The organism is Pseudoxanthomonas gei, assembly GCF_010119615.1.
GTDB classification, from domain to species: Bacteria; Pseudomonadota; Gammaproteobacteria; order Xanthomonadales; family Xanthomonadaceae; genus Pseudoxanthomonas_A; species Pseudoxanthomonas_A gei.
In genome coordinates, this window is the sequence record NZ_QOVG01000012.1 from 17,766 (window position 1) to 42,054 (window position 24,289).

22 protein-coding genes are annotated in these 24,289 nt (G+C 65.7%); 10 read left to right on the plus strand and 12 right to left on the minus strand.

The genetic code is table 11. The annotated features are described in order from the left end of the window. Positions 1–6 precede the first annotated feature (6 nt). Both DT603_RS14860 and DT603_RS14865 read left to right on the plus strand, forming a co-directional pair. A complete protein-coding gene (locus tag DT603_RS14860; RefSeq protein WP_162350775.1) occupies positions 7–2,295 on the plus strand; it encodes a DUF1631 domain-containing protein in 2,289 nt (762 codons plus the stop codon). 185 nt (positions 2,296–2,480) lie between these two features. Beyond that, positions 2,481–3,578: an NAD(P) transhydrogenase subunit alpha gene (locus tag DT603_RS14865; RefSeq protein ID WP_162350776.1), complete on the plus strand. Its 1,098-nt coding sequence runs from the start codon at positions 2,481–2,483 to the stop codon at positions 3,576–3,578. Between the two features lie 257 nt (positions 3,579–3,835). On the opposite strand, the gene DT603_RS14870 is transcribed toward DT603_RS14865, so the two are convergent. From DT603_RS14870 to DT603_RS14880, 3 genes are read right to left on the minus strand one after another with little or no spacing between them, the layout of a single operon-like run. Beyond that, positions 3,836–4,270, minus strand: coding sequence for a DUF3106 domain-containing protein (locus tag DT603_RS14870; protein WP_162350777.1), 435 nt, complete (start codon positions 4,268–4,270; stop codon positions 3,836–3,838). 4 nt (positions 4,271–4,274) lie between these two features. Then, entirely contained in the window at positions 4,275–4,643 is a 369-nt protein-coding gene (locus DT603_RS14875) for a hypothetical protein (RefSeq protein WP_162350778.1), read from the minus strand. Further along, positions 4,640–5,152 (minus strand): RNA polymerase sigma factor, encoded by a 513-nt coding sequence (locus DT603_RS14880; protein WP_343037774.1) that lies wholly within the window; start codon positions 5,150–5,152, stop codon positions 4,640–4,642. Before DT603_RS14880 ends, DT603_RS14875 begins: the two co-directional genes overlap by 4 nt. Positions 5,153–5,469: 317 nt before the next feature. On the opposite strand from DT603_RS14880, the gene DT603_RS14885 reads away from it, so the two are divergent. Continuing rightward, positions 5,470–5,781 carry an NAD(P) transhydrogenase subunit alpha part 2 gene (locus tag DT603_RS14885; RefSeq protein ID WP_162350780.1) on the plus strand — a complete coding sequence of 104 codons (312 nt, stop codon included), beginning with the start codon at positions 5,470–5,472 and terminating at the stop codon, positions 5,779–5,781. Beyond that, complete coding sequence (locus DT603_RS14890) at positions 5,778–7,184, plus strand: NAD(P)(+) transhydrogenase (Re/Si-specific) subunit beta (RefSeq protein ID WP_162350781.1); 1,407 nt, start codon at positions 5,778–5,780, stop codon at positions 7,182–7,184. The genes DT603_RS14885 and DT603_RS14890 overlap by 4 nt, the downstream gene beginning before the upstream one ends. Before the next feature lie 48 nt (positions 7,185–7,232). Here the strand turns inward: DT603_RS14890 and DT603_RS14895 are convergent, their stop codons facing one another. After that, positions 7,233–7,652, minus strand: a complete 420-nt coding sequence (locus DT603_RS14895; RefSeq protein WP_162350782.1) for a hypothetical protein — start codon at positions 7,650–7,652, stop codon at positions 7,233–7,235. Positions 7,653–7,767: 115 nt separating this feature from the next. Further along, positions 7,768–10,158: a TonB-dependent receptor gene (locus tag DT603_RS14900; RefSeq protein ID WP_162350783.1), complete on the minus strand. Its 2,391-nt coding sequence runs from the start codon at positions 10,156–10,158 to the stop codon at positions 7,768–7,770. 216 nt (positions 10,159–10,374) lie between these two features. Between DT603_RS14900 and DT603_RS14905 the strand changes: the two genes are divergently transcribed. After that, positions 10,375–12,627, plus strand: coding sequence for an alkaline phosphatase D family protein (locus DT603_RS14905; RefSeq protein WP_162350784.1), 2,253 nt, complete (start codon positions 10,375–10,377; stop codon positions 12,625–12,627). 92 nt (positions 12,628–12,719) lie between these two features. Here the strand turns inward: DT603_RS14905 and DT603_RS14910 are convergent, their stop codons facing one another. Further along, positions 12,720–15,116, minus strand: coding sequence for a TonB-dependent receptor (locus DT603_RS14910; protein WP_162350785.1), 2,397 nt, complete (start codon positions 15,114–15,116; stop codon positions 12,720–12,722). A gap of 167 nt (positions 15,117–15,283) precedes the next feature. On the opposite strand from DT603_RS14910, the gene sufT reads away from it, so the two are divergent. After that, a complete protein-coding gene (sufT, locus tag DT603_RS14915) occupies positions 15,284–15,835 on the plus strand; it encodes a putative Fe-S cluster assembly protein SufT (RefSeq protein WP_162350786.1) in 552 nt (183 codons plus the stop codon). 359 nt (positions 15,836–16,194) lie between these two features. Next, positions 16,195–18,528, plus strand: coding sequence for a S8 family serine peptidase (locus DT603_RS14920; protein ID WP_162350787.1), 2,334 nt, complete (start codon positions 16,195–16,197; stop codon positions 18,526–18,528). 65 nt (positions 18,529–18,593) lie between these two features. On the opposite strand, the gene DT603_RS14925 is transcribed toward DT603_RS14920, so the two are convergent. From DT603_RS14925 to wrbA, 3 genes are read right to left on the minus strand one after another with little or no spacing between them, the layout of a single operon-like run. Then, on the minus strand, positions 18,594–19,082 hold the full coding sequence (locus DT603_RS14925; RefSeq protein ID WP_162350788.1) for an asparaginase domain-containing protein: 489 nt from the start codon (positions 19,080–19,082) through the stop codon (positions 18,594–18,596). A 25-nt stretch (positions 19,083–19,107) separates the two neighbouring features. Continuing rightward, complete coding sequence (locus DT603_RS14930; RefSeq protein ID WP_162350789.1) at positions 19,108–19,455, minus strand: DUF2069 domain-containing protein; 348 nt, start codon at positions 19,453–19,455, stop codon at positions 19,108–19,110. Beyond that, entirely contained in the window at positions 19,452–20,051 is a 600-nt protein-coding gene (gene wrbA, locus DT603_RS14935; protein ID WP_162350790.1) for an NAD(P)H:quinone oxidoreductase, read from the minus strand. The genes DT603_RS14930 and wrbA overlap by 4 nt, the downstream gene beginning before the upstream one ends. A 107-nt stretch (positions 20,052–20,158) precedes the next feature. Between wrbA and DT603_RS14940 the strand changes: the two genes are divergently transcribed. The 3 genes from DT603_RS14940 (at position 20,159) to DT603_RS14950 (ending at position 22,481) form a co-directional block, all read left to right on the plus strand. Beyond that, the gene (locus DT603_RS14940; RefSeq protein ID WP_162350791.1) at positions 20,159–21,436 is read left to right on the plus strand and encodes a YihY family inner membrane protein; all 1,278 of its coding nucleotides are present in this window, start codon (positions 20,159–20,161) and stop codon (positions 21,434–21,436) included. Further along, complete coding sequence (locus tag DT603_RS14945) at positions 21,433–22,032, plus strand: TlpA family protein disulfide reductase (RefSeq protein ID WP_162350792.1); 600 nt, start codon at positions 21,433–21,435, stop codon at positions 22,030–22,032. The genes DT603_RS14940 and DT603_RS14945 overlap by 4 nt, the downstream gene beginning before the upstream one ends. Before the next feature lie 179 nt (positions 22,033–22,211). Then, positions 22,212–22,481 carry a hypothetical protein gene (locus DT603_RS14950; RefSeq protein ID WP_162350793.1) on the plus strand — a complete coding sequence of 90 codons (270 nt, stop codon included), beginning with the start codon at positions 22,212–22,214 and terminating at the stop codon, positions 22,479–22,481. Positions 22,482–22,538: 57 nt separating this feature from the next. Here the strand turns inward: DT603_RS14950 and ppk2 are convergent, their stop codons facing one another. The 3 genes from ppk2 to moaB are packed head-to-tail and all read right to left on the minus strand — an operon-like array spanning position 22,539 to position 24,187. After that, positions 22,539–23,321 carry a polyphosphate kinase 2 gene (gene ppk2 / locus DT603_RS14955; RefSeq protein WP_162350794.1) on the minus strand — a complete coding sequence of 261 codons (783 nt, stop codon included), beginning with the start codon at positions 23,319–23,321 and terminating at the stop codon, positions 22,539–22,541. Then, positions 23,318–23,665: a hypothetical protein gene (locus DT603_RS14960; protein ID WP_162350795.1), complete on the minus strand. Its 348-nt coding sequence runs from the start codon at positions 23,663–23,665 to the stop codon at positions 23,318–23,320. The genes ppk2 and DT603_RS14960 overlap by 4 nt, the downstream gene beginning before the upstream one ends. Before the next feature lie 3 nt (positions 23,666–23,668). Further along, the gene (moaB, locus tag DT603_RS14965; protein WP_162350796.1) at positions 23,669–24,187 is read right to left on the minus strand and encodes a molybdenum cofactor biosynthesis protein B; all 519 of its coding nucleotides are present in this window, start codon (positions 24,185–24,187) and stop codon (positions 23,669–23,671) included. Positions 24,188–24,289 lie beyond the last annotated feature (102 nt).

Sequence of the window (24,289 nt, forward strand, 5' to 3'; positions counted from 1 at the left end):
TTGCGCATGTCCAGCAGCAATCACAACCCCGAGCCCCACGGTCGCGATCCCCGACTGCTTGCCCAGGCCCGCGAGATGGTGATTCCGCCGCTGGTCGATACCTTCGCCGTCGCACTGGGTCGTTTCGACGACGCGTTGTTTGATCGCGCCGAACGTGCCGGCAACTCGCAGATGGCGTTCCTGGATGCGATGCGCGAGTTGCGCCGCCGCCGCGATGAAATCATCCGCCGCTTCCGCAGCCACCTGGACAAAGCCTGGCAGTCGCTGGAGTCCGGCGATCCGCTTTCGGTGGAAGACGCACTGTCCGAGCCCACCACCTCCCTGAGTCTGGTCTCGGACCAGGAACTCGAGTCGCGACTTGCCGCGCGCAACCTGGCCAGCGTGATCATGCGCGACTGCAAGCAGGTGATCGTGCGACTGGATCGCCGGCTGGGTTGGATTGCGGGCAACCTGGTCCTGGACAACGACCACAATCCCATCGGCGCAGAACACATCGGTGTTGCCATCCACGAGGCATTCGCCACCTGCGAGCTGAGCCTTGAAGTAAGGCTGGTCGTGGTCAAGCTGTGCGAGCGCGACCTGGTGCCGGGCATCGGCCGCATTTACGAAGCGCTGGACCAGCGCCTGGTGCAGGCGGGTGTCATGCCCGAAATGCCGGCCGCCCGGGCGCCGGTGCGGACGCCAACGCGCGCGCCGGAACACGAGGCGATGGCCGACGAAGAGGACGAAACCAGTGCGCCGGCGTGGGCGGCCCGCTTCACCCATCGCATGGCCGGGATGAAGGGCGGCATGCAGGCCTCGATGGGCCAGGGCGGCTACAACGAAGGGCAGGGCACCTATTCCGGTGGCGCCCAGGGCGTGCTGCTTGAAGCACTGCACCATCTGCTGCAGGAATCACGCGGCAACCGCGAGGCACCGCAGGCTAACCGGCCGAACTCCGGCAGCGTGGACAACCGCGCACTGTCGCAACGCGAGATGCTGTCGGTGCTGTCGCTGCTGCAAAGCACCCCCAGTGCCACCCTGCGCGCGGCCATTGGCGACACCGGCGAGTCACTGGCCCAGCGCCTGAAGAGTGAAGTGCTGAGCGGCGCCACCCAGCTGGGCGTGGATCCGTCGACGGCACGGCTGGCGCCGGTGGATGAGGATGCGATCGACCTGGTCGGCATGCTGTTCGACGTGATGCTGGACGAGCGCGACCTGGAAGGCCGGCCGCGCGAACTGATCGGCCGGCTGGTGGTGCCCTTCGTCAAGGTCGCGCTGCTGGACCGCCGCATGTTCGTGCAGAAGACCCATCCGGCGCGCCGCCTGCTCAACGTGCTGGCCGAAGCCTGCGAAGGCAACAATGGCGAGAGCGCGGCCGAACGCACGCTGATGGCCAAGGTCGAGGAAGTGGTGGGCCGGCTGACGGCCGAATTCAACGAGAACCTGGCGATCTTCCTGACCCTGGAAGAGGAATTCCGTGATTTCCTCGGCCAGCACAAACGCCGCATCGAGATCGCCGAACGCCGCGCCGCCGAGATCCAGAGCGGACAGGAGCGCCTGGAGACAGCGCGCCTGCGCATGGCCCAGGAACTGTCGGCCCGCCTGGATGGGCGCCATGTGCCACAGGCCATCGACGACTTCATGCGCCAGCCCTGGGCCCACCACGTCACCATGACCGTGCTGCGCGAAGGCGAGAACGGCGATGGCCTGCGCGATGCGCTGGCCCTGGCCGATGGCGTGCTGGAGGAACTCAACGAGGCCCAGCGACAGATCGTGGGCAAACCCTGGCTGCAGACCTGGCGTCCCTCGCTGCAGAAGGTGTTCGCCAGTGTCGGCATGAACCCCGATGCCGCCAGTTCGGCTGTCGATGCGCTGCACGACACGCTGCAGGCCGTGGCCGCCTCGCGCCCGGACCTGGAGAAGTCCTTGCCCGAACTGCCGCAGGTGGTGTTGCCCAAGGTCGCCGAGGACGATTCGCTTTCCATCCAGCTCGTTGGCGGCACCGATACGCTGGATTTCGACAGCACCGATGCCGATCATTTCCGTTCGCTGGCGATCGGCACCTGGCTGGATTTCATCGACAAGGACAACAAGGTGCAGGCCGGCAAGCTGTCGTGGGTCAGCCCCATTTCCTCGCGCCTGTTGTTCGTGAATCGCCGCGGCGTCCGTTTCTGCGTGGCCTCGCCCGAAGAGCTGGCCATGATGGTGCGCATGGGCCGCCTGCGCACCCACCAGGACGAGGATGCCTTCGACAGCGCCATGCAGGGCGTCATCCAGCGCCTGGACCCGGAGAAGGCAGCAGCCGGCGTCTGAGTCCCGGAGCTGCTCCGGCCAAGCCGGTCGAATAAGCCGCCGTTTCGCGATCCCCCCATTGCAGACCGGGTGCATTTCCGCCGCCGCCAACGTGCCGGCCTGCCATGGGCTTTCAGCCGTGGCCCGTCTGCAACCCCTTCGCTTTGCTAGCATCGGCAGTCTGGAATCCGACCGGTGAGGGGAATATGGCGATTGAAGTGCTGGTGCTGAAGGAAGTCGCGGCGGGTGAACGTCGCGTGGCCGCCACTCCCGAAACAGTCAAGAAGCTCGTTGCCACCGGCGCCAGCATCAAGGTCGAGAGTGGCGCGGGCCGGAGTGCCGGATTCGTCGACCAGGCCTACCTCGATGCCGGTGCCCAGCTGGCGACCGCTGAAACCCCCGCCCAGGCCGACCTGGTGCTGTGCGTGCAGGCTCCCGACCCCGCTGCGATCAGCCAGCTGAAACAGGGCGCCACGGTGGTGGGGATGCTGCAGCCGGACGCCGACGCCCAGCGCGCCGAGGCATTCAAGGCGCGCGGCATCGTCGCTTTTCCGCTTGAGAAGCTTCCGCGCACCACGCGCGCGCAGTCGATGGACGTGCTCAGTTCGCAGGCCGGCATGGCCGGCTACAAGGCGGTGCTGATCGCCGCGCAACTGGCGCCGCGATTCTTTCCGATGCTGACCACCGCCGCCGGCACCATCCGTCCGTCCAAGGTATTGATCGTCGGCGCCGGCGTGGCCGGACTGCAGGCCATTGCCACCACCAAGCGCCTGGGCGCGCAGGTCGAAGGCTTCGACGTGCGCCCGGAGACCCGCGAGCAGATCGAGTCGCTGGGTGGCAAGTTCCTGGACCTGGGCGTGAGCGCGGCGGGCGAGGGCGGCTATGCGCGCCAGCTCACCGACGAGGAGCGCGCCGAGCAGCAGCGCCGCCTGGCTGAACACCTGAAAGGCATCGACGTAGTGGTCTGCACCGCCGCCGTGCCCGGACGCCCGGCGCCCAAGATCATCACCATGCCCATGGTCGAGGCGATGAAGCCGGGGAGCGTGATCGTGGACCTGGCCGCCGAAACCGGCGGCAACTGCGAAGCGACCCGACCGGGAGAAACCATCGAGCTCAACGGCGTGACCGTGGCCGGCCCGCTCAACCTGGCCAGCATGGGTGCCGTGCATGCCAGCGAAATGTATTCGCGCAACGTCTACAACTTCGTCGCACTGTTCCTGAAGGAAGGTGCGATCAACTTCGACTGGAATGATGAGCTGCTGGCGAAGACTAGGTGGCCGGAAGCGGTAGTGGCTACCCAGTAGTTCGGCGCGACATTTAGGGCTATATAAGACTTAGGCTCGCAACCTATACAGGCGCGCCTTAGAGCTTGTGGCCGCAATCATGCGTAGCCAGCAGCATCCGCTACCGAATGATCGATCCTGCTTGGGTGCCGACACGCATCGTCATTCACGTTCGGCGCAATGCCCTTCGGTTATTGCGCCCTACGCCAGCTTTCGACGGAGCGCCTTCCGGCAACTGCGGCATCCCCTGCCGGCGGGCCGGGGCCCGCCCTACGCAATTACGGATGTGCCGGCGGTGATTTCGGCGTGTTGTTCTGTACCCAGGCCTTGCGCTGCTCGGCCGTCATCGCCCTCCACTCGTCGCGAAGCTGCTTGCGCTGCCCCGGCGACAGCGACTTCATGCGCTCGAACAGGGCGCGTGCTTCCTCGCGTTGATGCGGTTTCATGCCTTCGAACCGGCGCATGCCCTTGCGGGCCTGCTGGCGCTGTTCGGGGGTCATGGCCTGCCAGCGGCGCGCGTGCTCCAGCATCCTGGGGCGCTCGGTGGGATCGGCGTTCCAGCGCTCGCGAACCGGTGCGATCAAGGCTTCGCGTTGCTGGGAAGTCAGCTTGTCCCATTCGGGCAGTGGCTGCGCCGGCGTCGACTGCGCAAACGAATTGCCGGCAAGCAACAGCATGCCCAGCGTCGCGGCGCGAAAGAAAGTGGTCTTCATGCAGTTACTCCATTGCCAGCGGCGCAGCTTCCGAAGAAGCCAGCCACACGTAAAGGTCGGGACTTTCGTCCAGCGTTGCCAAGGTCTCGGTATAACCGGCATCGCTGCTGGCGGCAGCCATGGGCGGTGCCTCGGTGGCGGGCCCGGAGCCCGGCAGCAACTGCACGCCCAGACCCACGGCGAGCACTGCCGACAGCGCGGTCGCGGTGACCCAGCGCCAGGCATGCCCGCGTCGTGGCGCAGCCTGCGCGGCGTGGCGCGCCGCGCGCAGGCGCGCGAGCGTCTGCGGCGAGAGGCTGGATACGGCCGTGGCATGCAACTGGCGCATGTCGTGGTCGAACTTCTGCTCCTTTTCGTCGATCCCCGTATTCATCGGAAATCCTCCATTTGTTTCTGCAAGGCGCCGCGCGCGCGCGACAGGTGGGTCTTGACCGAGCCTTCCGAACATCCCATGGCACGGGCGGTGTCGGCGACGTCGAGTTCTTCCAGCACCCTCAGGGTGAAGGCTTCGCGCTGGCGGGCCGGAAGAGTGCGCAGCGCAACCGTCAATCTTGAATAGGCTTCACGCTGGTCGTGCGAGCGCGAAGGTCCTGCGGCCGAGTCGGCCCAGTCAGCGAGGCTGTCTTCGCTGCGTTCGTTGGGTGGGGCGAAGAAACGCAGCCTGAAATTGCCACGGCGCTGGATGTCCACGATCTTGCGTCGCAGGATGCTCCAGAACAACGGCGTCCATTCCTCGGCGGGGCGTTGGCGATAACCCAGCATCTTCATCATTGCTTCCTGCACTGCATCCAGGGCGTCGTCGCGGCTGCGCAGGCCGGCCTCGGCGAAGCGGAACGCGCGGGTGCCGACTTCGGCCAGAAACAGCTCCAGCGTCGCTGCCACTTGGCGCGGCGTGCTTTCGAGGGGCTGATCGAGGTCGGCCTGGTTTAGGTTCGGACTCACCAGCACAGCTTAGTGCCTGTGGTCCGGGAGGCCGTCAAGATCACCGCCTCGTACGCCAACAGCGTATCTGCAATATCGGGCAGGGACATGCGGGGCAGGATGGCCTGGTACCTCGTCGGTCTGTATTTCATCGCGGCCTGCTCCGACTCGGGTTCAGGGGGGCAAACGCATCAAGCGGCCATGGGTTGACCCAAGTGCCAACGGATTCAGTGCGCGGTTATGATGCGGGCAGGGCGCAGTGCCCTGGGAGAGAATGGATGAGCGACGGTTTCGTGGCCTTGTACATCTTCATGCTGGCGGCCATTGCCGGCCACGTGATCATTTCGCGGGTGCCGGTGATCCTGCATACCCCGCTGATGTCGGGCTCCAACTTCATCCACGGCATCGTCCTGATCGGCGCCATGATCGTGCTCGGGCACGCCGACACCACCCTTGAGAAGGTGATCGGCTTCATCGCCGTGCTGCTGGGCGCGGGCAACGCCGCTGGCGGCTACGTGGTGACCGAACGCATGCTGGACATGTTCAAGTCTTCCAAGAAGCCCGCCATCAAGCCGGAGGCCCAGCCATGAGCTGGATCACGCCGGAAGTGCTGGCGAACTTCGTCAAGCTGAGCTACCTGGTCGCCGCGACCCTGTTCCTGCTGGGCCTGCAGCGCATGGCCTCGCCCATGACCGCGCGCAGCGGCATCCGCTGGGCCGGCCTGGGCATGCTGATCGCCACCGCCGCCACTTTCCTGCTGCCGGAACTGCACAACCACCTGCTGATCTTCACCGCGGTGGCCATCGGCACCACGGCGGCCTGGATCTCGGCCAACCGCGTGGCGATCACCGACATGCCGCAGATGGTGGCCCTGTACAACGGCATGGGCGGCGGCTCGGCGGCGGCCATCGGCGCCGTGGAACTGCTGCGGTATTCGGCCCACGGCGGCTCGCCGTCGAAGGTCACGCTGCTGCTGGCCGTGATCGGTGCGCTGATCGGCGCCGTATCGCTGTCCGGTTCCATCATCGCCTGGGCCAAGCTCGACGGACGCATGGACAAGCGCTACACCTTCGCCGGCCAGCAGTGGTTCAACGCGGCGGTTGCAGTGGCTGCGGTGGTGCTGGGCGGCATGGCCATGTGGACGCTGCAGACGCCCTGGATCATCGCGTTCTTCGTGGTGGCGTTGGCCCTGGGCATCCTGATGACGCTGCCCATCGGCGGTGCCGACATGCCGGTGGTGATCTCGCTGTACAACGCCTTCACCGGCCTGGCCGTGGCGTTCGAAGGCTATGTGCTGGGCATCGAGACTCTGATCATCGCCGGCATGATGGTGGGCGCGGCGGGCATGCTGCTGACCAGGTTGATGGCCAAGGCGATGAACCGGCCCATCAGCGGCGTGCTGTTTTCCAACTTCGGCGGCAGCAGCGGCGAGATGCAGGAAATCAGCGGGTCGCAGAAGCCGATCGAGGCCGGCGACGTGGCGGCGATGATGGCCTTTGCCGAACGCGTCGTGATCGTTCCCGGTTACGGCCTGGCGGTCGCCCAGGCCCAGCACAAGATCTGGGAACTGGCGCAGAAGCTGATGGAGCGCGGGGTCAAGGTGAAGTTCGCCATCCACCCGGTAGCCGGGCGCATGCCGGGCCACATGAACGTCCTGCTGGCCGAGGCCGGCGTGCCTTACGACCTGATCGCGGACATGGACGACGTCAATCCCGAGTTCCCCAACACCGACGTGTCGCTGGTGATCGGCGCCAATGACGTGGTGAATCCCGTCGCCAGGACCGACCCGGCCAGCCCGATCTACGGCATGCCGATCCTGGACGTGGTCAATTCAAGGAACACCATCGTCATCAAGCGTGGCAAGGGCACCGGTTTTGCCGGCATTGAAAATGCGCTGTTCTACGCCGACAACACCCGCATGCTGTACGGCGATGGCGCAGAGATGGCCAGCGCGCTGGTCAGCGAACTGAAGGCGCTGGACGGCGGCCACTGAGGCTGGCCTGCGCCCTCGTCAGCGGCCTTGGATAATCAGGCCGCCCGCTCAGCGGGCGGCAAACGCCGCGACTGCGAGGGAGACCACCATCCACAGCCGGTCCAGCGGATGGTTGGCCAAGCTTGCCAGCGTCCATGCATAGGCGCTGCCCAGCTTCCACGCGGAATCCCAGGGGTTAAGCCCCATCGAGAATCCTATCTGGGTAGCGGCAACCACCCAGTTGACCAGCACGATGATCGCCAGGGTGGCCAGCGCCGCGGCCAGTGAACGGCCCAGGCTGCGCGGCATGCCGCCCAGCCTGAGCATGCACGCACACGTCAGCGCGGCCGCGATGGCCATCCAGCCGCAGGAGCGTTGCAGGTAGAGCGCAGCCAGCACCCAGGCCAGGGCGATGCAGCTGCCGCCCAGCAGCAACAGGGCGGGTGCGACCCAGCGTGCGGGGCGATGGGCTCGGATTGGTTGCTGCATGGATACTCCCGGGTGACCACACAGGATACTGTGCCGTCCGCACGAACCCGTCGTGACCCAAGGAAAAGGCCGGATGGATGCCCGGCCTTGGCCTCATGCAGGACGCAGCCGCGGCCTAGAAGCGCACGCGCGCCGTGACGCCATAGGCGCGCGGCTGGCCGGGCACGAAGGTCGGGGTACCGAACTGGCGACCCGTGTTGCCGCCATCGATCAGATACTCCTCATCGGCCAGGTTGGACCCCCACACGCCGATGTCCCAACGGTCGTTGTCCAGGCGCACGCCCAGGCGCAGGTTGAGCAGTCCGTACGCGCCCTGCTCCAGGCCTGCGGCGTTGTCGTCTTCGAAATACACCTTCGACTTCCAGGTGTAGGACGGGCGCAGGTAGAAAGCGTTGCCGCCGCCGAAAGGCAGCTCCCAATCGAGGCCGACGGCCGCTGAATGGTCCGGAGTCAGGCGGAAGCGATTGCCGGCGTAGACCTGCGGACTGCCGTTGTCGTCGGTGCTGTCGAAGCGCGCGTGGGTCCAGGCGTAGTTGGCGAAGACCACCAGGCCCCGCGTCAGTTCGCCGGTCACTGAAGCCTCGATGCCGTTGGCGGTGGCGTTGCCGCCGTTGGTGGGAATGAAGAACGGGGTGCCGCCGGCGGGATTGGGACGCAGGGTCTGGAAATTGCTGTAGCGGTACCAGTAGCCGGCCAGGTCATATACCAGGCGTCCGCCCAGGGCGTTGCCCTTGATGCCCAGCTCATAGCTGTCGACCACCTCGGCCGGCAGCACGCTGCTGCCTTGCGGGGTGATCTCGATGACGTTGGGGCGGCGGCCGCGCGCGAGCGTCGCGTAGCCGCTGAACGTGTCGCCGAAGGCATAGCGCGCGGCCACGCGACCGACCACCGAATTGAAGTCCTCGGAACGCTCCAGCCGGCCATCGGTCGCCAGGTTGAGGATGTTGCTGCCTGCCAGCGGGGCCGGGCTGCCGGTACCCAACCCGTTGAGCAGGGTGGGGCCATTGCCGGCGAAGCCCTGGTAGGCGGCGGTCTGCTGTTCCCAGCTGGCACGCAGGCCGCCACTGAGGTCGAGCTTCGCATTGACGTGCCAGGTGCCATCGACGAACACGTCCAGGGCCCTGGTGGTGCCGTAGTTGGCGAAGGCTTCCTGGTGGTCCTTCTTCAGCAGGCCCTGCAATCCGAGAGGCAGGGTGTAATCCAGGTTGGCATCGCCGTTGGCCAGCACCGGCGGGATGATCGGGAACGGGACTCCGCCGAGGATGCCGCTGACCTGGTTGCGGAAATCCGGGTTCTGCGAGAGCAGCGCCACCAGGCTGCGTTCGTCGGTGCGGAACGGCACCCGCTGGGAGCCGTCCTCGAAGAAGTAGCTGGCGCCCAGGAAACCGGCGAAGCGTTCGCCGTCGTCGAAGTTGAGGCGCAGCTCCTGGCTCCATTGCTCGCCCTGCGCGATCTCGGCGAATTCCAGCGCATACAGCTGCGAACCGTCGCCGTCGAATTCCTCGTGCGAGTCGAACGTGCGCCAGCCGGTGACGGTGTTCAAGGCCCACGTATCGTTGAGCGGGAAACTGCCCAGCACGGTCACTCCGCGCACTGTGCGGTCCAGGCCCAGTTCGTCGCCGCGGTTGAGCTCGGCCTGGTCGAACGGACCGGTGCTGCCGTTCCGGGTCGGGAGGGTGCCGCTGCGGAAAGCGGTGCCTGGGGGAGTGTCGTGCTGGTAGTTGAGGATGAAGTCCAGTGAGCCGGCCTCGCCCATGCGCATGCCCAGGCTGGCGCGCACGGCGGTGGTGTCCTTGCCATTGAGGGTACCGCCGGCGGCGTTGTCGATGCTGCCGTCGCGCTCTTCGTGGAACACGGCCACGCGCGCGAACAGCGCGTCCGGGGCGATGCTGGCATTGAAATAGCCGTTCAGCAGGCGCTGGTCGAAGGCCCCCATGCCAACTTCCAGCTGCCCGGAGTTCTCGTCGCGGGCCTTGTTCTGGATCAGGTGCACCGCACCGACTTCGGCGGCACGTCCGAACAGCGTGCCTTGCGGGCCGCGCAGCACTTCCACGCGCTGCATGTCGAACAGTTCCACCGATGCGCCGCGCGAGCGGCTGATGGAGACGCCGTCCTGGAACACCGATACGCGCGGCTGCACGGTGGAGTCGCCGCTGTCGGAAGTGATGCCGCGGATCGCGAAGCCGGGGTTGTTGGGGCTCTGCTCCTGCACCTGCAGGCCCGGCACGTAACCGGCCAGTTGCCCGAGTCCGGTGATGCCAAGCTTGTCGAGGAACTCGCCCGAATAGGCGGTGATCGCAATAGGCACTTCCTCCACCTGCTGCTCGCGCTTCTGTGCCGTGACCACCATGGTTTCGAGGAGCGTGGGTTCGTCCCCGGCCGTGGGGCCGGCGGACTCCTGGGCCACGGCCAGGCAGGGCAGGGCGAGCGCCAGCAGGGCGGCGCGCAGCGCAAGGACGAGTGGATCGGGCGGTAAGGAATGCGTGCGCGTCTTATGGCTGGGCATGGTGGCCTTCTGGTCCAGTGGTGAGGTTGGCGTGCCTTTCCTGCGAAGAGGCGGCGAGGCTGCGTTGGTTCCCCGTCCCCCGGGGAACACAAGCATGCCGCGCAGCATGGCGGGTGCACATTGCCATACGATTGCAGGTAATCCTTGCCATCCACTGGCAACGGTCCGGGGTTACCGTCGAGCACTTCCCGCGCCTTCCCATTAAAGGAGTTGTCCTTGTCCCAGCCTGCCGATCGATCCATGCCACGCCCTGCGCGTCGTCGTTTCCTCAAGGCGCTGGTGGTGGCCGCGGCGGCCGTGCCGTTCGCCAGCCGAAGCGGCTGGCTGCAGGCAGCGGAAGATCCATCCGGCCTCGCCATTTCAAGACATCATTTCCCGCAGTCGGTGGCTTCCGGCGATCCGCGGCCGGATAGGGTGTTGCTGTGGACGCGGGCGCCCGATGCGGGCGGAATGGATGTGGCACTGCGCCTGCAGGTTGCCGACGACGCCCAGTTCCTGCAGCTGCGCGTGGAGCGCGACCTGGTGGCCCTTGCCGAGGCGGACCATTGCCTGCGCGTGCGGGTGCAGGAGTTGCAGCCCGGGCGACGTTATTTCTACCGCTTCCTGCGCCGCGACGGCGACACCTGGCTGGCATCGCCGACCGGGCGCACGCGCACCGCACCGGCGGCCGAGGCACCGACGCCGCCGCTGAAGTTCGGTTTCGTCAGTTGCCAGGACTATGGCGGTCGCTGGTACAACAGCCTCATGCCGTTGCTGGAGGAAGCACCCGACTTCGTCCTGCACCTGGGCGATTTCATCTACGAATCGGTCGGCGACGAAAGCTTCCAGAGCGTTGGCGGCGAGCGCAACATCGTGTTCGACGACCAGGCCGGCGCGCTGCCGGTGGCCAAGAAGAATGGCGGCTATTTCGCCGCCCGCAGCCTCGACAACTACCGCCAGCTGCATCGCCAGTACCGCACCGACCCGATGCTGCAGGCGCTGCTGGAAAGCGCGCCGCTGGTGGCGATCTGGGACGACCACGAGTTCAGCGACGATTGCTGGCAGGATCATTCGGCCTACAGCAACGGACGCCATGATGAAGGCGACCGCGTGCGCCGGCGCCACGCCGAACATGCCTACTTCGAATACATGCCCGTCGATGTCGAGGTGGGCGCCAATGGCGACGACGGCACGCTGGCCGTGGATGAAGAACGACTGCATCCGCACACCCGCTTGTGGCGCGCGCTGGATTTCGGACGCGACCTGCGCCTGGTCCTGCTGGACTACCGCAGCCAGCGGCCGGACCATCCGATCCCCGAAGATGCCTTCCCCGGCGCGCTGGCCTATGACCAGACCGCGCTGCAGCGTCTGTTGCCGCTGCTGGGCCTGGATCCGGTCGCGATGGCGCCGAAGTTGATGCCCTACCTGGATCTGGCCGATGACACCTGGAAGACGCTGCGCAAACCATTGCTGCGCGCGCTGACGCGGGCCTACACCGACGAAGGCATCGACAAGCGCGATGCGGTGAGGCGGGCGCAGGCGGCGAGCACCGCGCCGATGGCCCTGATGGCGTTGCGCGGAATCCTGCAGCGCTACAACGCGGCGGTGCCCGGTTTCATGCAGGCCGAGCTGCCGCCGGCCGAAGGCGATTACCCGCGCGGCCTGCCGTGGCTGGCGCTGGGCAAGAGCAAGTTGTTCAGCCATATCGGCAGCCGTTATCTGGTGGTCAAGGACAGCTACGACCTGCTGCTTGCCCTGCGCGAGGCCGAAGGCAAGCTGCCGCTGGCGTTGGGTGAAGAACAGCAGGCATGGCTGCTGGCCCAGCTTGCGTCAAGCCGGGCACGCTGGAAGCTGGTGGCCAGTTCGGTGTCGATGACTTCGATGGTCCTGGACATGGCGCGACCTGATATGAAGGCGCCACCGATGCTGCAACGCAAGTTCTATCTCAACGTCGACCAGTGGGACGGCTTCGGGCGCCAGCGCGACGCACTGGTCAAGGCCATGGACGAGGCTGGCGGCACGGTGGTGCTGTCCGGCGACATCCATGCCGGCTTCGCCACCCAGCTTTCGCAGCGCACGCTGGAGTTCACCGTTCCCGCCGTTTCTTCGCAGACGCTCAAGGACATCCTGGCCGGCAGTGCGGGCGACGACCCGGATACCGCCGACACGGGCAGGCGCCTGGTCGAGGGCTTGGATGAGGTGATCGCCGGGGGCGATGCGCGGATCCGCCATGCCCAGACCAGCCGCCATGGCGCCGGCCTGATCGAGATCGGTGCCGAAGGCGATCTGCGCGCCAGCTTCTTCGAGCTGCCTGCCGAAACCTGCAGGCAGTGCCTGTACGAGCAGCCTGCGGCAATGCAGGCGCAATTGCGCCGGGTAGGCTTCGCGGTGTCAGCGGGCGATCGGGTGCTGCGCCCGGACAAGGCCGATTCGCCGACAAATGCCGGCAGGGAAACTCCATATCACCAGCACATGGCCGTGGAGGCCTGACGCCGGGCGTTGCGCGGCTACGGCGCGATGCCGTCCGCTTCACCACTTCCCCGTGATCGCCACGGGGAAGTGGGGCAATGGCCTGCCTGCGGTCAGAACTTGCCGGTCAGGGTCACGCCGTACATGCGGGATGCGCCGGCAATCAGGGTCGGAATGCCGAAGATCAGGCCCGTGTTGCCCGCATCGACGATGTATTTCCGATCGGCCAGGTTGTTGCCCCATACCGTCACGTCCCAGCGCGGGTTGAAGCGAACCCCGGCGCGCAGGTTGAACAATCCGTAGGCACCTTCTTCCAGCGCCAGTCCGGTAAGTGGATCGGGATCGTTCGAGTCCTCGAAGAACATCTGCGAACGCCAGTTGTAGCTCGGCCTGACGAAGACGCTGCGGCCCGCGGAAAGCGGCAGGTTCCAGTCCAGCCCGACGGTGAAGCTGTTCTCGGGCGTCATGCGGAAACGGTTGCCGGCCAGCTCCTGGTAGGTGCCGTCCTCGTTGAACGCATTGAATCCGGCATTGATATAGCTGTAGTTGAGGAAGCCGCCCAGGTCGGGGCTGAAGCGGGCGAACAGCGAGGCCTCGAACCCCAGCGCGTGGGCGCGACCGGCGTTGATGGTTTCGTACTCCGGCGGCGGATTGTCGTTGGCGACGGATGCCTGGAAGTTGCTGTAGTCGTAGTAGAACAGCGACAGGTCGTAGGACAGGCTGCCGGTGGGCGTGGCACCTTTCAGCCCGACCTCGTAGCTCCACAGGATTTCCGCCGGGATCTCCTCGATGATCTCCTCGGGATCCGGGTTGGCGCCCTCGCGCCGGTACTCGATGCTGATCATGTTGGGGCGGCGGCCGCGTGACACGCTGGCGTAGGCATTGACATCGTCGTTGATCTGCCAGCCCAGGACCGCACGGCCCACCCACGAATTCCAGCTGCCATCCCGGCTGATGCGCCCATCGGTGGGGTTGTAGAGCACGTTGAAACAGGGCGACAGCAAGGGCTGGCAGTTGGGCACGGTATTGGCGGAGAGGAAGTAGCCGATGCTGGTGAAGTTGCCTTCGTCGGCGTGGTACCCGTAGGTGACCTTCTCGCGCGTGCCGCGTGCGCCAAGGGTCAGGCTCCAGCGGTCGCTGAAGCGCCATGTGCCATCGGCGAAGATTTCGTAGGAACGGACCTGCACGTCGTTTCCGAAGGTCTCGAAATGGTTCGGATTCAGCGGTACCAGGCCTCCTACCAGCGATTCCTGGCTGATGTTCGGGGTGCCGTCGGGGTTCAGCAGGGGAATGATCGGCAGGAAGGAAAAGATCGCGTTGGCGCGCGGCGAGAGCAGCGCATAGAGCTGGCGTTCGTCGGTCTGGTAGAGCAGGTCGCGACTGGCGCTCTCGTCGAAGAACGAGGCGCCGGCGAAACCGGTGAAAGCGCCGCCATTGTCGAAGTTGAAACGGAATTCCTGGCTGAACTGGTTGCCCCAGGCATGCTCGTCGAACTCGATCAGGTCCGCCTGCGAGCCATCCGCGTCGAACTTGTCGAGGCCGTCGTAACGGCGCCAGCCGGTGATCGTGGACAGGCTCCAGTTCTCGTTGATGCCGAAATTCCCTAGCAAGGTGGCGCCGTACACCTCGCGGTCCGTGCCCAGGCCCTCGCCGCGCTGCGAATTGGCGACGTACGGGTCCAGGCTGCCCTGGGCATTGGGGATGACCATGCTGCGGAAGGCGGTGCCCGGAGGCTGGTCCTTCTGGTAGTTCAGGATCAGGTCCAGGCCGCTGGTTTCCCCGACGTTGAGGTGGAAGGCGCCGCGCAAGGCGCGCGTGTCCTTGCCCTGCAGCGTGCCGCCATCCAGGTTTTCCACATAGCCGTCGCGCTTCTCGTAGAACGCGGCTACCCGGCCTTGCAGGTTTTCGCTCAGGTCGGTGTTGTAGTAGCCGGTGAATTTCTCCTGGTTGAGGTTGCCGAACCCCACCTGGAAGCCGCTGGAGGTGCCGGTCCGCGCCTTGTTCTGGATCAAATGGATCGCGCCGGTTTCAGCTGCCCGCCCGAACAGGGTGCCTTGTGGGCCGCGCAGCACTTCCACCCGCTCCATGTCGAACATTTCCACGGACGAGCCACGGGAGCGGCTGATCGATACGCCGTCCTGGAACAGCGAGATGCGCGGCTCCTGGGTAGGGTCGTCCAGGTCGGCGGTGATGCCGCGGATGGAGATGCTGGGGTTGCTGACGCTCTGGGTCTGGATTTCCAGGCCCGGCACCAGCGTGCCGAGGTCACCGTAGTCGTTGATGCCGTTGGCCTGCAGGAAATCGCCGGAATAGGCATTGATGGAGATCGGCACCTCCTGGATCTGCTGCTCGCGCTTCTGCGCCGTCACCGTGATCCGGTCGAGGTCGGTCGCCTTGACCGGATCGGCTTCCTGGGCGTGGGCAGTGGAGGCCAGGGCGGCGCCCAGGGCGAGGAACAGGATGTCCCGCGGGACGTGGGCAAAACGGTGCGAAGACGGATTCCGGGGCATGGCGAGAGCTTCTCCCGGGGAGCTGGATAAGAGGACGTGGGCCCGGTCCTCCCCAGGCCGGAACACACAGTTGCCGGCTCTTTGTAGCGTGTCCGCGCGTCGCAGGGAAGCACAGGACGCTAAAATGACGGCTTGCGGCCACCCGTGCCGGCCCCCATCTGGTCCTTATGTATTCCCGCAGCAGCGAACCCGTCCAATTCGAGCGCGATTGCGCCGCCGTGCTCGTGCCCCAGGGCGACAGCGTGACCTTGCCCGCGGGCAGCTTCGGCTACATCACCCAGGCGCTGGGCGGCAGTTACACGGTGTTCGTGGAAGGCAACCTGTTCCGCATTGCCGGCCAGGATGGCGACGCCATCGGCAAGGAACCAGCCGAATCGCTGAGCCTGCCCGAGAACGCCAGCGACGAGGAAGTCGAGCAGTTGATCTGGAAGCAGCTGCGCACCTGCTTCGATCCGGAGATCCCGTTCAACATCGTCGACCTGGGCCTGGTCTACGAGGCCAACCTGAGCAAGCGCGAGGACGGCCAGCGCGGCGTCGAGGTCAAGATGACGTTGACTGCGCCAGGTTGCGGCATGGGCGAGATACTGGTCGATGACGTGCGCAACAAGCTCGAACTCATTCCCACCATTGCCGAAGCCGACGTCGAACTGGTCTTCGACCCGCCCTGGGGCCGGCACATGATGTCCGAAGCGGCCCGTCTCGAAACCGGCATGCTCTAAGCGTCGCAGGCCCCACAGGCCGCGCAAGGCGGCCCTGTACTGCAGCATCCGGGCGGGGGCCCGAGTCCCTCCGCCCCGGCCGTCTTCACGGCATTTTTACAAGTCCAGCGCTGTCAGTTACACATGTAACCGATTTCCGTCACGGATACGCGCACATACTGTAACGACGGTTCCATTCCATTGGATTCCCTGCTGAAGCACCTTGTGCACCTGCCGTAGTGGCGGTTAGGTTCCAGTCAGGTGCGCACGTTCATCCGGCGCACCAGGAAGTGAAGGCGCCGTCACCACCCTGTTCCGCGTCACGGCCGCATTCGCATCGCCGCACCAGCGGCACCATCAGCATGAAAGAGGGAACTTCGATGTCAGATGTCTCAAAGCGTCGCTTGCGTATGCACGTCCTGGCCAGTGCCACCGCCATCGCTATCGCGTCAATGTCCGCCCTGCCCGCAATCGCGGCAGGCCGCGTTGATGCCAGTGGTCTGCAATCCCCCGGGCAGACCGGTTTTGATCGCTTCATCGTCAAGTACAAGGAAGGCAGCAGCGAACGGGCGAGCACCAGCTCGCTGGCTACGGCGCTGACCTCGGCCACGCGGGCCATTCCCGCCAAGTCCGGTCGGGTCCTGCAGGTCACGCAGGTTCGCAGGCTGGCGGTAGGCGCCGACGTGGTGCGCGCGGACCGCAAGCTGGATCGCGTCGAGGCCGAGTCGCTGATGCGGCAGCTGGCCAACAACCCGAACGTGGAATACGTGGAAGTCGACAAGCTCAACAAGGCGCTGTTCACGCCGAACGATACCAATTTCAGCCAGCAGTACGGGTTCGGCACCGGCGCCGGCGGTATCCGCGCCACCGAGGCCTGGGACATCACGTCCGGCGCCGGGACGGTGGTGGCCGTGCTCGACACCGGCATCACCAACCACAGCGACCTGGCGGCCAACATCCTGCCAGGCTATGACTTCATCATCGATACGGCGGTGTCCGTCGACGGCAACGGCCGTGATTCGGATCCCAGCGACCCGGGTGATGCCTACGGTGGCAACCCCTCCAGCTGGCATGGAACCCACGTGGCCGGGACCATCGCGGCAGTCACCAACAACGGCAAGGGTGTCGCCGGCACTGCCTTCAGCGCGAAGGTCGTCCCCGTACGCGTGCTGGGGGCCGGTGGCGGCTACGATTCGGATATCGCCGACGCGATCATCTGGGCGTCCGGCGGCACGGTAAGTGGGGTGCCCGCCAATGCCAATCCGGCGGAAGTCATCAACCTCAGCCTCGGCGGCAGCGGCGCCTGCGGCACCACCACGCAGACCGCCATCAACGGCGCGGTCAGTCGCGGCACCACCCTGGTGATCGCGGCAGGCAACGACAATGGCAACGTCTCCAATGCCTCGCCGGCCAACTGCAACAACGTGGTCGCGGTCGGCGCGGTCACCTCCACAGGCGCCAGGGCCAGCTATTCGAACTACGGCACCCTGGTCGACGTGGCCGCACCGGGTTCGGCGGTGCTCTCCACGCTCAATGCCGGTACCGCCGGCCCCGGGGCCGAGAGCTATGCGTCCTACAGCGGCACCTCGATGGCTACCCCGCATGTGGCGGGCGTGGTGGCGCTGATCCAGTCCGTTTCCAATCCAGCCAAGACCCCGGCCCAGATCGAGGCCCTGCTGAAGAGCTCCGCGCGTGCGTTCCCGTCCACCCCGTCGCAACCGATCGGCACGGGCATCGTCAATGCCAAGGCGGCGGTGGATGCGGCCGGCGGTGGTGGTGGCACCAATGCGGCACCGGTGGCCAACTTCACGTCCTCGGCCAGCGGGCTGACGGCGACCTTCTCCGACAGCTCCACCGACAGCGACGGCACCATCGCATCGCGCAGCTGGAACTTCGGCGACGGCACCACCTCCACCGCCACCAGTCCCAGCAAGACCTATTCGGCGGCGGGTACCTACAACGTCAGCCTGACGGTCACCGACGATGACGGTGCCACCAATACCAAAACCAGCGCAGTTACGGTGAGCGCCGGGGGCGGTGGCGGTACCGTCCTGCAGAACGGGGTGGCGGTCACCGGTCTGGCGGCGGCGGCGGGCGCATCGCTCAACTACACGATGGCGGTGCCGGCCGGTGCAACCGGCCTCAAGTTCGTGACCAGCGGCGGTACGGGCGATTCGGACATGTACGTGAAGTTCGGCAGTGCGCCGACCGACACGTCCTACGACTGCCGCCCGTACGCATCGGGCAATGCGGAGACATGCAACATCGCCACCGCCTCCGCGGGCACCTACTACGTGCGGCTGAAGGCGTACTCGGCGTTCTCCGGCCTGTCCTTGACCGGCAGCTACACGGCAGGTGGTGGGGGCGGAAGCACCCAGACCTATACCAATGGCACCGACGTAACCATCGGGGACAACACCACGGTCAACAGCCCGATCACCGTTTCCGGACGCAGCGGCAACGGCCTGGCCAGCACCTCGGTGGCGGTGAACATCGTGCATACCTACAAGGGCGACCTGAAGGTGGACCTGGTGGCCCCGGACGGCAGCGTGTACGTACTCCACAACCGCACGGGCGGCAGCACCGACAACATCAACTCGACCTTCACCGTGAACCTGTCGAGCGAAGTGTTGAACGGCACCTGGAACCTGCGCGTGAACGACAACGCCAGCGGCGACACCGGCTACATCAACAGCTGGAGCGTCACCTTCTGATCGATGCGGGAAGCAAGGCAACAACGAAAACCCCGGCGCAAGCCGGGGTTTTCATTTTCATCCGCTCAGGCCGCGGATTCGAAACGGTTGGCGGACACGTTCTTGCGTACCTTCGCCGGGTCCCAGATGCGGCCGTTCATGGCGATGTAGACGCCTGCCGGCAGCGATTGCACCGCGCCTACCGCGCAGCCGATGTTGAATTCCGCATCCGAGCCGCGGAAGCGCGCGGGGTTCAATGCGCCGGTCAGCACGATGGTCTTTCCCTGGATGCTGGAAAGCACCTGTGCCGTGGCGACCATGCTGTCGGTGCCGTGGGTGATCAGTACGTGGCGTGCCGACTGTGCCGCGATGGTGTCGCGCACCAGTTCGCGATCGGCGTCGCTGATGTGCAGCGAATCCTTGCGGATGATCGGGATGACGTTGAAGCGGAACGCCACGCCCAGTTCCTGCAGGATGCGGCCGATCTGGGGGTCGCCCACCTGGAAGTCGGACTTGTCATCGAAATAGATCTTGTCGATGGTCCCGCCGGTGGTGACGATCAGTAGTTCTTCCACTTTGCCTACTCCTTTGCCGACGCGATCATGCCGCGTCGACCGTGTTCTTTTTGCGAAAACGCGCGCTGATCCCGGGCCAGCTGGAGGCCAGCACGATGACCACGGCCAGCATGACTTCGACGATTGCGTAGCCGCGTTCGCGCGGTACCGCATACGCTTCCATCACCCCGTGGCTGAACCAGAACAGGCCCAGCACGCCGGCCCAGAACGAAGCCTTGGCATAACGGGCAAGGACGCCGGCCAGGACCAGCAGCGGCGGGGCCATGAAAAACGCGAGCAGGGCAATGCGGAACCTGCTGCCATCGAACCACAGCGCGAAAAGGACCGAGAGCGCGAACAGCGCCAGCGCCAGGAGGGCCTGCGACTTCTTCATGCCTGTCCTCCCAGCTGCTGCGCGATACGCGCCACCCGCCTGCCCAGCGCGCGCGCCAGCACGCTTTCCTCTTCACTGGGCTGCGGATCGTTGTCACCACCGGCCACATGACCGGCCCCGTACGGAGAGCCGCCGCCGCGGGTGGTGCTGAGCGCCGGTTCGGTGAAGGGAATGCCGACGATCACGCAGCCGTGGTGCAGCAGTGGAACCTGCATCGACAGCAAGGTCGATTCCTGTCCGCCGTGCTGGGTGGCGGTGGAAGTGAAGACGCCAGCTGGCTTGTCCACCAGCGTGCCACTGGCCCACTGCGCGCCCAGCCCATCGATGAAATGCTTGAGCGGCGCGGCCATGTTGCCGAAACGGGTTGGGCTTCCAAGTACCAGGCCTGCACATTCCTCCAGGTCGCGCGCCTGCACGTACGGAGCACCTTCCTCGGGCTCGGGCGGCGCGGCCTGCTGGGTCACCGGGGCCACCGGTGGCACCGTGCGCAGGCGTGCGCTCATGCCGGCGACTTCGCCTACGCCACGCGCCACCTGCTTGGCCAGCCGGGCCACCGATCCGCCACGGCTGTAATAGAGCACCAGGATTTCCGACATCAATGCTTCCACTTGCTGCAATGGCCGCTAGTATCGGCGATGTCGGCTGTTCTGCGCATGGTGGTTGCCGCACATCGCCTTGCGCGCATCGGTTAACCTCTGCGCCAATGGAACCATTGGCCACCGTCAACCGCTGGACCGAACGCCTGCGTGACCGCGCCCGCGCGGGCACCTTCTTCCGCTTCCTCGCCAAGCGCTTCCTGGATGATCGCCTGTTCCAGGCGGCCGCAGCGCTCGCCTACACCACGGTGTTCGCGCTGGTGCCGCTGGCCATGGTGGTGTTCGGGGTGCTGTCGGCCTTCCCGGTCTTCGACCAATGGAGCAAACAGCTGACGGACTACGTTTTCGCCAACTTCGTGCCTGGCGCGGCCAGTTCACTTTCCGCGCAGATCCAGCAGTATTCGGCGAACGCGCGCGGCCTCACGATCACAGGCGTCATAGCCCTGGTCGTTTCGTTGCTGATCACCCTCAACAGTGTGGAAACCACCTTCAACCAGATCTGGCGCGTGGGCAGCTCGCGGCCGCGACTGGGCCGCTTCCTGGTGTACTGGACGGTGCTGACCCTGGGCGCGATGGTGGCCGCGGCCTCGCTTGCGATTTCGGCGCGCTTTTACGCGCTGCCCTTGTTCGCCACCGCTGGCGGACATCTGCTGGCAAACCTCAGCGTGAACCTGGCACCGGCGTTCATCGAGCTTGGCGCCATTACCGCCATCTACCGCGTCGTCCCCCACCGCACCATCCAGTTCCGCTATGCGCTCGCTGGCGGACTGGTGGCTACGCTGCTGCTGGAACTGATCAAGTGGGGCCTGGGAATCTACCTGGCCAGCTTCGATTCGTATGAAAAGATCTACGGGGCCGTTGCGATGGCACCGATCCTGCTCCTGCTCTGGATCTACCTGTGTTGGGTGGTGATCCTGCTGGGCGCATCGTTCGCATCGGCCATCTCCGCATTCCGCTACCAGCCCGCGTCGATGCGCCTGCCATTGGGCTACGAGTTCTACGCGTTGCTGCGGCTGCTGGGCAGGTTCAGCGAGGCGCGCACGCAGGGCAGGGGACTGCATAGCGCGGAGATACTGGATATGGAACCCATCCTGACCGACTCCCTGGCCCAGCAGCTGTTGTGCCAGCTTGGGGAGATCAACCTGCTGCGCCGCGACGAACAGGGCGAGTGGCTGCTGGCGCGCGACCTTGGCGACATGTCCCTAGCCGAGCTCTACGAGGCCTGCCAGTTGCGGGTTCCGGTCGCCGAGGCGCACCTGCCCTGCCAGGACGACGCCCTGGGCCAGGCGGCCCGCAACGCGCTGGACCAGCTGCGCGTGCCCACCCGTGACCTGCTGAAGCGCAAGGTCAGTGAGATCTACGCACAGCCCGGAGAAAAATCATGAAATCATGGCCCGCCGTCATGGCCCTGGCCCTGTTTGCACTGTCGGGTTGCAAGCGCGAAGCAGCGGAACCGCAAGCCGCGGCGACCGCATCGGTGCTTGCGGAAAGAACGCCTGCTGATGGCGCACCTGCAGACAGCGCGCCGGCGGACAGCGCGCCTGCCGCAACGGCGAACAGCGGTTACCCGGTGCTCAAGGTGGAAACAGTACAAGGCCAACCCTATGACCTGGCCGCCCATCGCGGCAAGTGGGTGGTGGTGAATTTCTGGGCGACCTGGTGCGCGCCCTGCATCAAGGAAATGCCGGAGCTGTCCGCGCTGGACCAGGGACGCGATGACGTTGAAGTCATCGGCCTGGCCTACGAGGAAATAGAAGTACAGGCAATGCGCGACTTCCTCCAAAAGCGGCCGGTCGTTTATCCCGTCGCCATTGTCGATGTCTACGCGCCGCCCGCCGACTTCGCCACCCCGCGTGGACTGCCCATGACCTATCTCATCGGTCCACGCGGCGAGGTGGCCAGGCAATTCCTGGGGCCGGTAACCGCCAGCGAAATCGAGGCCGCGATTTCCGCATTGGGTGGGGCGAAGGCAAAGGGTTGATCGCGCCCCGGTGCTATTGAGCATTGGCCGGCGCATGTGCTGCGCGCGCTCCACGCTGATGGCGCCGCTGCCAATGTGTGGGTGTGACGGAGCCGCCTCGAAATCACCGGGCACTGGCGCTATGCGAATCGTGTTCTGGTTAATGAACCGTCGACAAGCGGTCGCGCAAAATGCGTGGCATGGAAAACAAGGAAAGACCACCGTCGGCGCGCGAGCGGCGCAAGGCCCAGCAGCAGGAAGACGACGCCAGGCTGAAGGCGGGGCTTACCCCGGCGCAGCTGGCAACCCTGCACACCATGGAGCAGTTCCGCTGGACACTGCGCTTCGTGCGCCGGCCGATGTTCCTGCAGCCCGTGGCGGTACTGTTCAACCGCGACGATTCGCGCTATGCCGTGCTGGAGGCCGACGGGTCCATCAACGAATCACCGGACTTCAAGATCCGCACCTGAGAAAGAGTCCGGCACTGGACAGGTAGCGGTTGCCCCGCCGGGAGATCCCGGACCCCGTCAGTCTTCCGGGTCATAGGAGGGGATTGGCTTGACCACGCCGAAGCGCTCTTTCTGCGGCTTCGTACCCAGGGCGGGGAAATCCAGCTTGGCATCGGGCACTTGGGTATCGGGCATGCGATCGAGCAGGTCGCGGATCAGGGTGAGCCGACCGCGTTTCTGGTCATTGAAATCGACCAGCGTCCAGGGTGCGTCCTCGGTATGCGTGGCCTTGAGCATGGCCTCGCGTGCGCGGGTGTAGTCGGCGTACTTGGCGCGTGCCTCCACGTCGATGGACGACAGCTTCCAGCGCTTGAGGGGGTCGTCCAGGCGTTCGCAGAAGCGCTTCTCCTGTTCTTCCTGGTCCACTGTCAGCCAGTACTTGAGCAGCAGTATGCCGTCGTCGACCAGCAGCTTCTCGAACACCGGCGCCTGCTTCAGGAATGCCTTGTACTGCGCGTCGTCGCAAAACCCCATCACCTTCTCGACGCCGGCCCGGTTGTACCAGCTTCGATCCATCAGCAGGATCTCGCCGGCGGCTGGCAGGTGCGGCACGTAGCGCTGGAAATACCACTGGCTCGATTCCCGCTCGCTGGGCTTGGACAGCGCCAGCACGTGGCACTGGCGCGGATTGAGATGCTCCGAGATCGCATTGATCACCCCGCCCTTGCCGGCGGTGTCGCGGCCCTCCACCACCACCACCACGCGCTTGCCGGTATGGTTCAGCCAGCGTGACATCGCCAGCAGTTCCAGCTGCAGCGGCTCCAGTTGCTTCTCGTAATCCTTGCGCTTGAGCTTCTTCATTTGCCCGATTTCCTGCGGCTTGCCACATGGGTGTCGGCCATGGTCCGTGCCACTTCCAGCAGGGCGCCCTGCTGGCGCGTGTTGAGCAGGCGGTAGGCGGCGAGCAGGTCGTGCTCGCCCCCGGTGCGGGCAGGGTCGAAGGTGCTTGCGAGCCCCGACAGCAGCGCCCCGGTGGGAACACCGAATGTGCGGGCCAGCGCGGTGACCTGATCCTTGCCGGGTAGCTTCTCGCCGTCGAGCCAGGCTTTCACCGTGGCCACGCCGGCGCGCGGGATGGCGGTGGCGATGTCGGTGGGCGTCAGTCCGCTGGCCTTGGCCAGCAACTGCAGGATGTTCAGCGCCATGGTCTATTCCTTCAAGCGGGGTCGGAGCGTGGCCAGGTTGCAAGGACGCGTGCGTGCATCCAGTTGCGCGCGAATGATCTTTTCCCAGCCTGTCCTGCAGGCCGAGGTCGAGCCAGGCAGGCAAAACACGAAGGTGCCGTTGGCAAGCCCGGCGAATGCGCGCGACTGCAGCGAGGACGTGCCGATTTCCTCGAAACTGAGTGCGCGGAACAATTCGCCGAAGCCCGGCATTTCCTTGTCCAGCAGCGGCAGCAGCGCTTCGGGCGTGGAGTCACGGCCGGTGAAGCCGGTTCCGCCGGTGACCAGCACGCCGTCGACGTCCTGGTCGGCAATCCATCTGGAGACCAGCGCCCGCAGTTGGTAGCGATCGTCGGGCAGCAAGGCGCGTTCCACCAGTGCATGCCCGGCGTCGGATAGCGCGGCGATGAGGTAGTCGCCTGATTTGTCATCGGCCAGCGTGCGCGAGTCCGATACGGTCAGCACGCAAAGGTGCAGCGGGATGAAGTCGGGGTCGGCGCTCATGCGGCGAAGCCTAACCCATGGAAGCGAGGGAGATGCAAAGGGTGTGGTTCGACAGGTTCGACGTGCCGTGGATGGGAAGCCCGGATCTTACTGCCCAGCCCG

Bases quoted from the DNA above. Each gene is read 5' to 3' on its own strand.
- DT603_RS14860 (WP_162350775.1), top strand. From the start codon at position 7: ATGTCCAGCAGCAATCACAACCCCGAGCCCCACGGTCGCGATCCCCGA.
- DT603_RS14865 (WP_162350776.1), top strand. From the start codon at position 2,481: ATGGCGATTGAAGTGCTGGTGCTGAAGGAAGTCGCGGCGGGTGAACGT.
- DT603_RS14870 (WP_162350777.1), bottom strand. From the start codon at position 4,270: ATGAAGACCACTTTCTTTCGCGCCGCGACGCTGGGCATGCTGTTGCTT.
- DT603_RS14875 (WP_162350778.1), bottom strand. From the start codon at position 4,643: ATGAATACGGGGATCGACGAAAAGGAGCAGAAGTTCGACCACGACATG.
- DT603_RS14885 (WP_162350780.1), top strand. From the start codon at position 5,470: ATGAGCGACGGTTTCGTGGCCTTGTACATCTTCATGCTGGCGGCCATT.
- DT603_RS14890 (WP_162350781.1), top strand. From the start codon at position 5,778: ATGAGCTGGATCACGCCGGAAGTGCTGGCGAACTTCGTCAAGCTGAGC.
- DT603_RS14895 (WP_162350782.1), bottom strand. From the start codon at position 7,652: ATGCAGCAACCAATCCGAGCCCATCGCCCCGCACGCTGGGTCGCACCC.
- DT603_RS14900 (WP_162350783.1), bottom strand. From the start codon at position 10,158: ATGCCCAGCCATAAGACGCGCACGCATTCCTTACCGCCCGATCCACTC.
- DT603_RS14910 (WP_162350785.1), bottom strand. From the start codon at position 15,116: ATGCCCCGGAATCCGTCTTCGCACCGTTTTGCCCACGTCCCGCGGGAC.
- sufT (WP_162350786.1), top strand. From the start codon at position 15,284: ATGTATTCCCGCAGCAGCGAACCCGTCCAATTCGAGCGCGATTGCGCC.
- DT603_RS14920 (WP_162350787.1), top strand. From the start codon at position 16,195: ATGTCAGATGTCTCAAAGCGTCGCTTGCGTATGCACGTCCTGGCCAGT.
- DT603_RS14930 (WP_162350789.1), bottom strand. From the start codon at position 19,455: ATGAAGAAGTCGCAGGCCCTCCTGGCGCTGGCGCTGTTCGCGCTCTCG.
- wrbA (WP_162350790.1), bottom strand. From the start codon at position 20,051: ATGTCGGAAATCCTGGTGCTCTATTACAGCCGTGGCGGATCGGTGGCC.
- DT603_RS14940 (WP_162350791.1), top strand. From the start codon at position 20,159: ATGGAACCATTGGCCACCGTCAACCGCTGGACCGAACGCCTGCGTGAC.
- DT603_RS14945 (WP_162350792.1), top strand. From the start codon at position 21,433: ATGAAATCATGGCCCGCCGTCATGGCCCTGGCCCTGTTTGCACTGTCG.
- DT603_RS14950 (WP_162350793.1), top strand. From the start codon at position 22,212: ATGGAAAACAAGGAAAGACCACCGTCGGCGCGCGAGCGGCGCAAGGCC.
- ppk2 (WP_162350794.1), bottom strand. From the start codon at position 23,321: ATGAAGAAGCTCAAGCGCAAGGATTACGAGAAGCAACTGGAGCCGCTG.
- DT603_RS14960 (WP_162350795.1), bottom strand. From the start codon at position 23,665: ATGGCGCTGAACATCCTGCAGTTGCTGGCCAAGGCCAGCGGACTGACG.
- moaB (WP_162350796.1), bottom strand. From the start codon at position 24,187: ATGAGCGCCGACCCCGACTTCATCCCGCTGCACCTTTGCGTGCTGACC.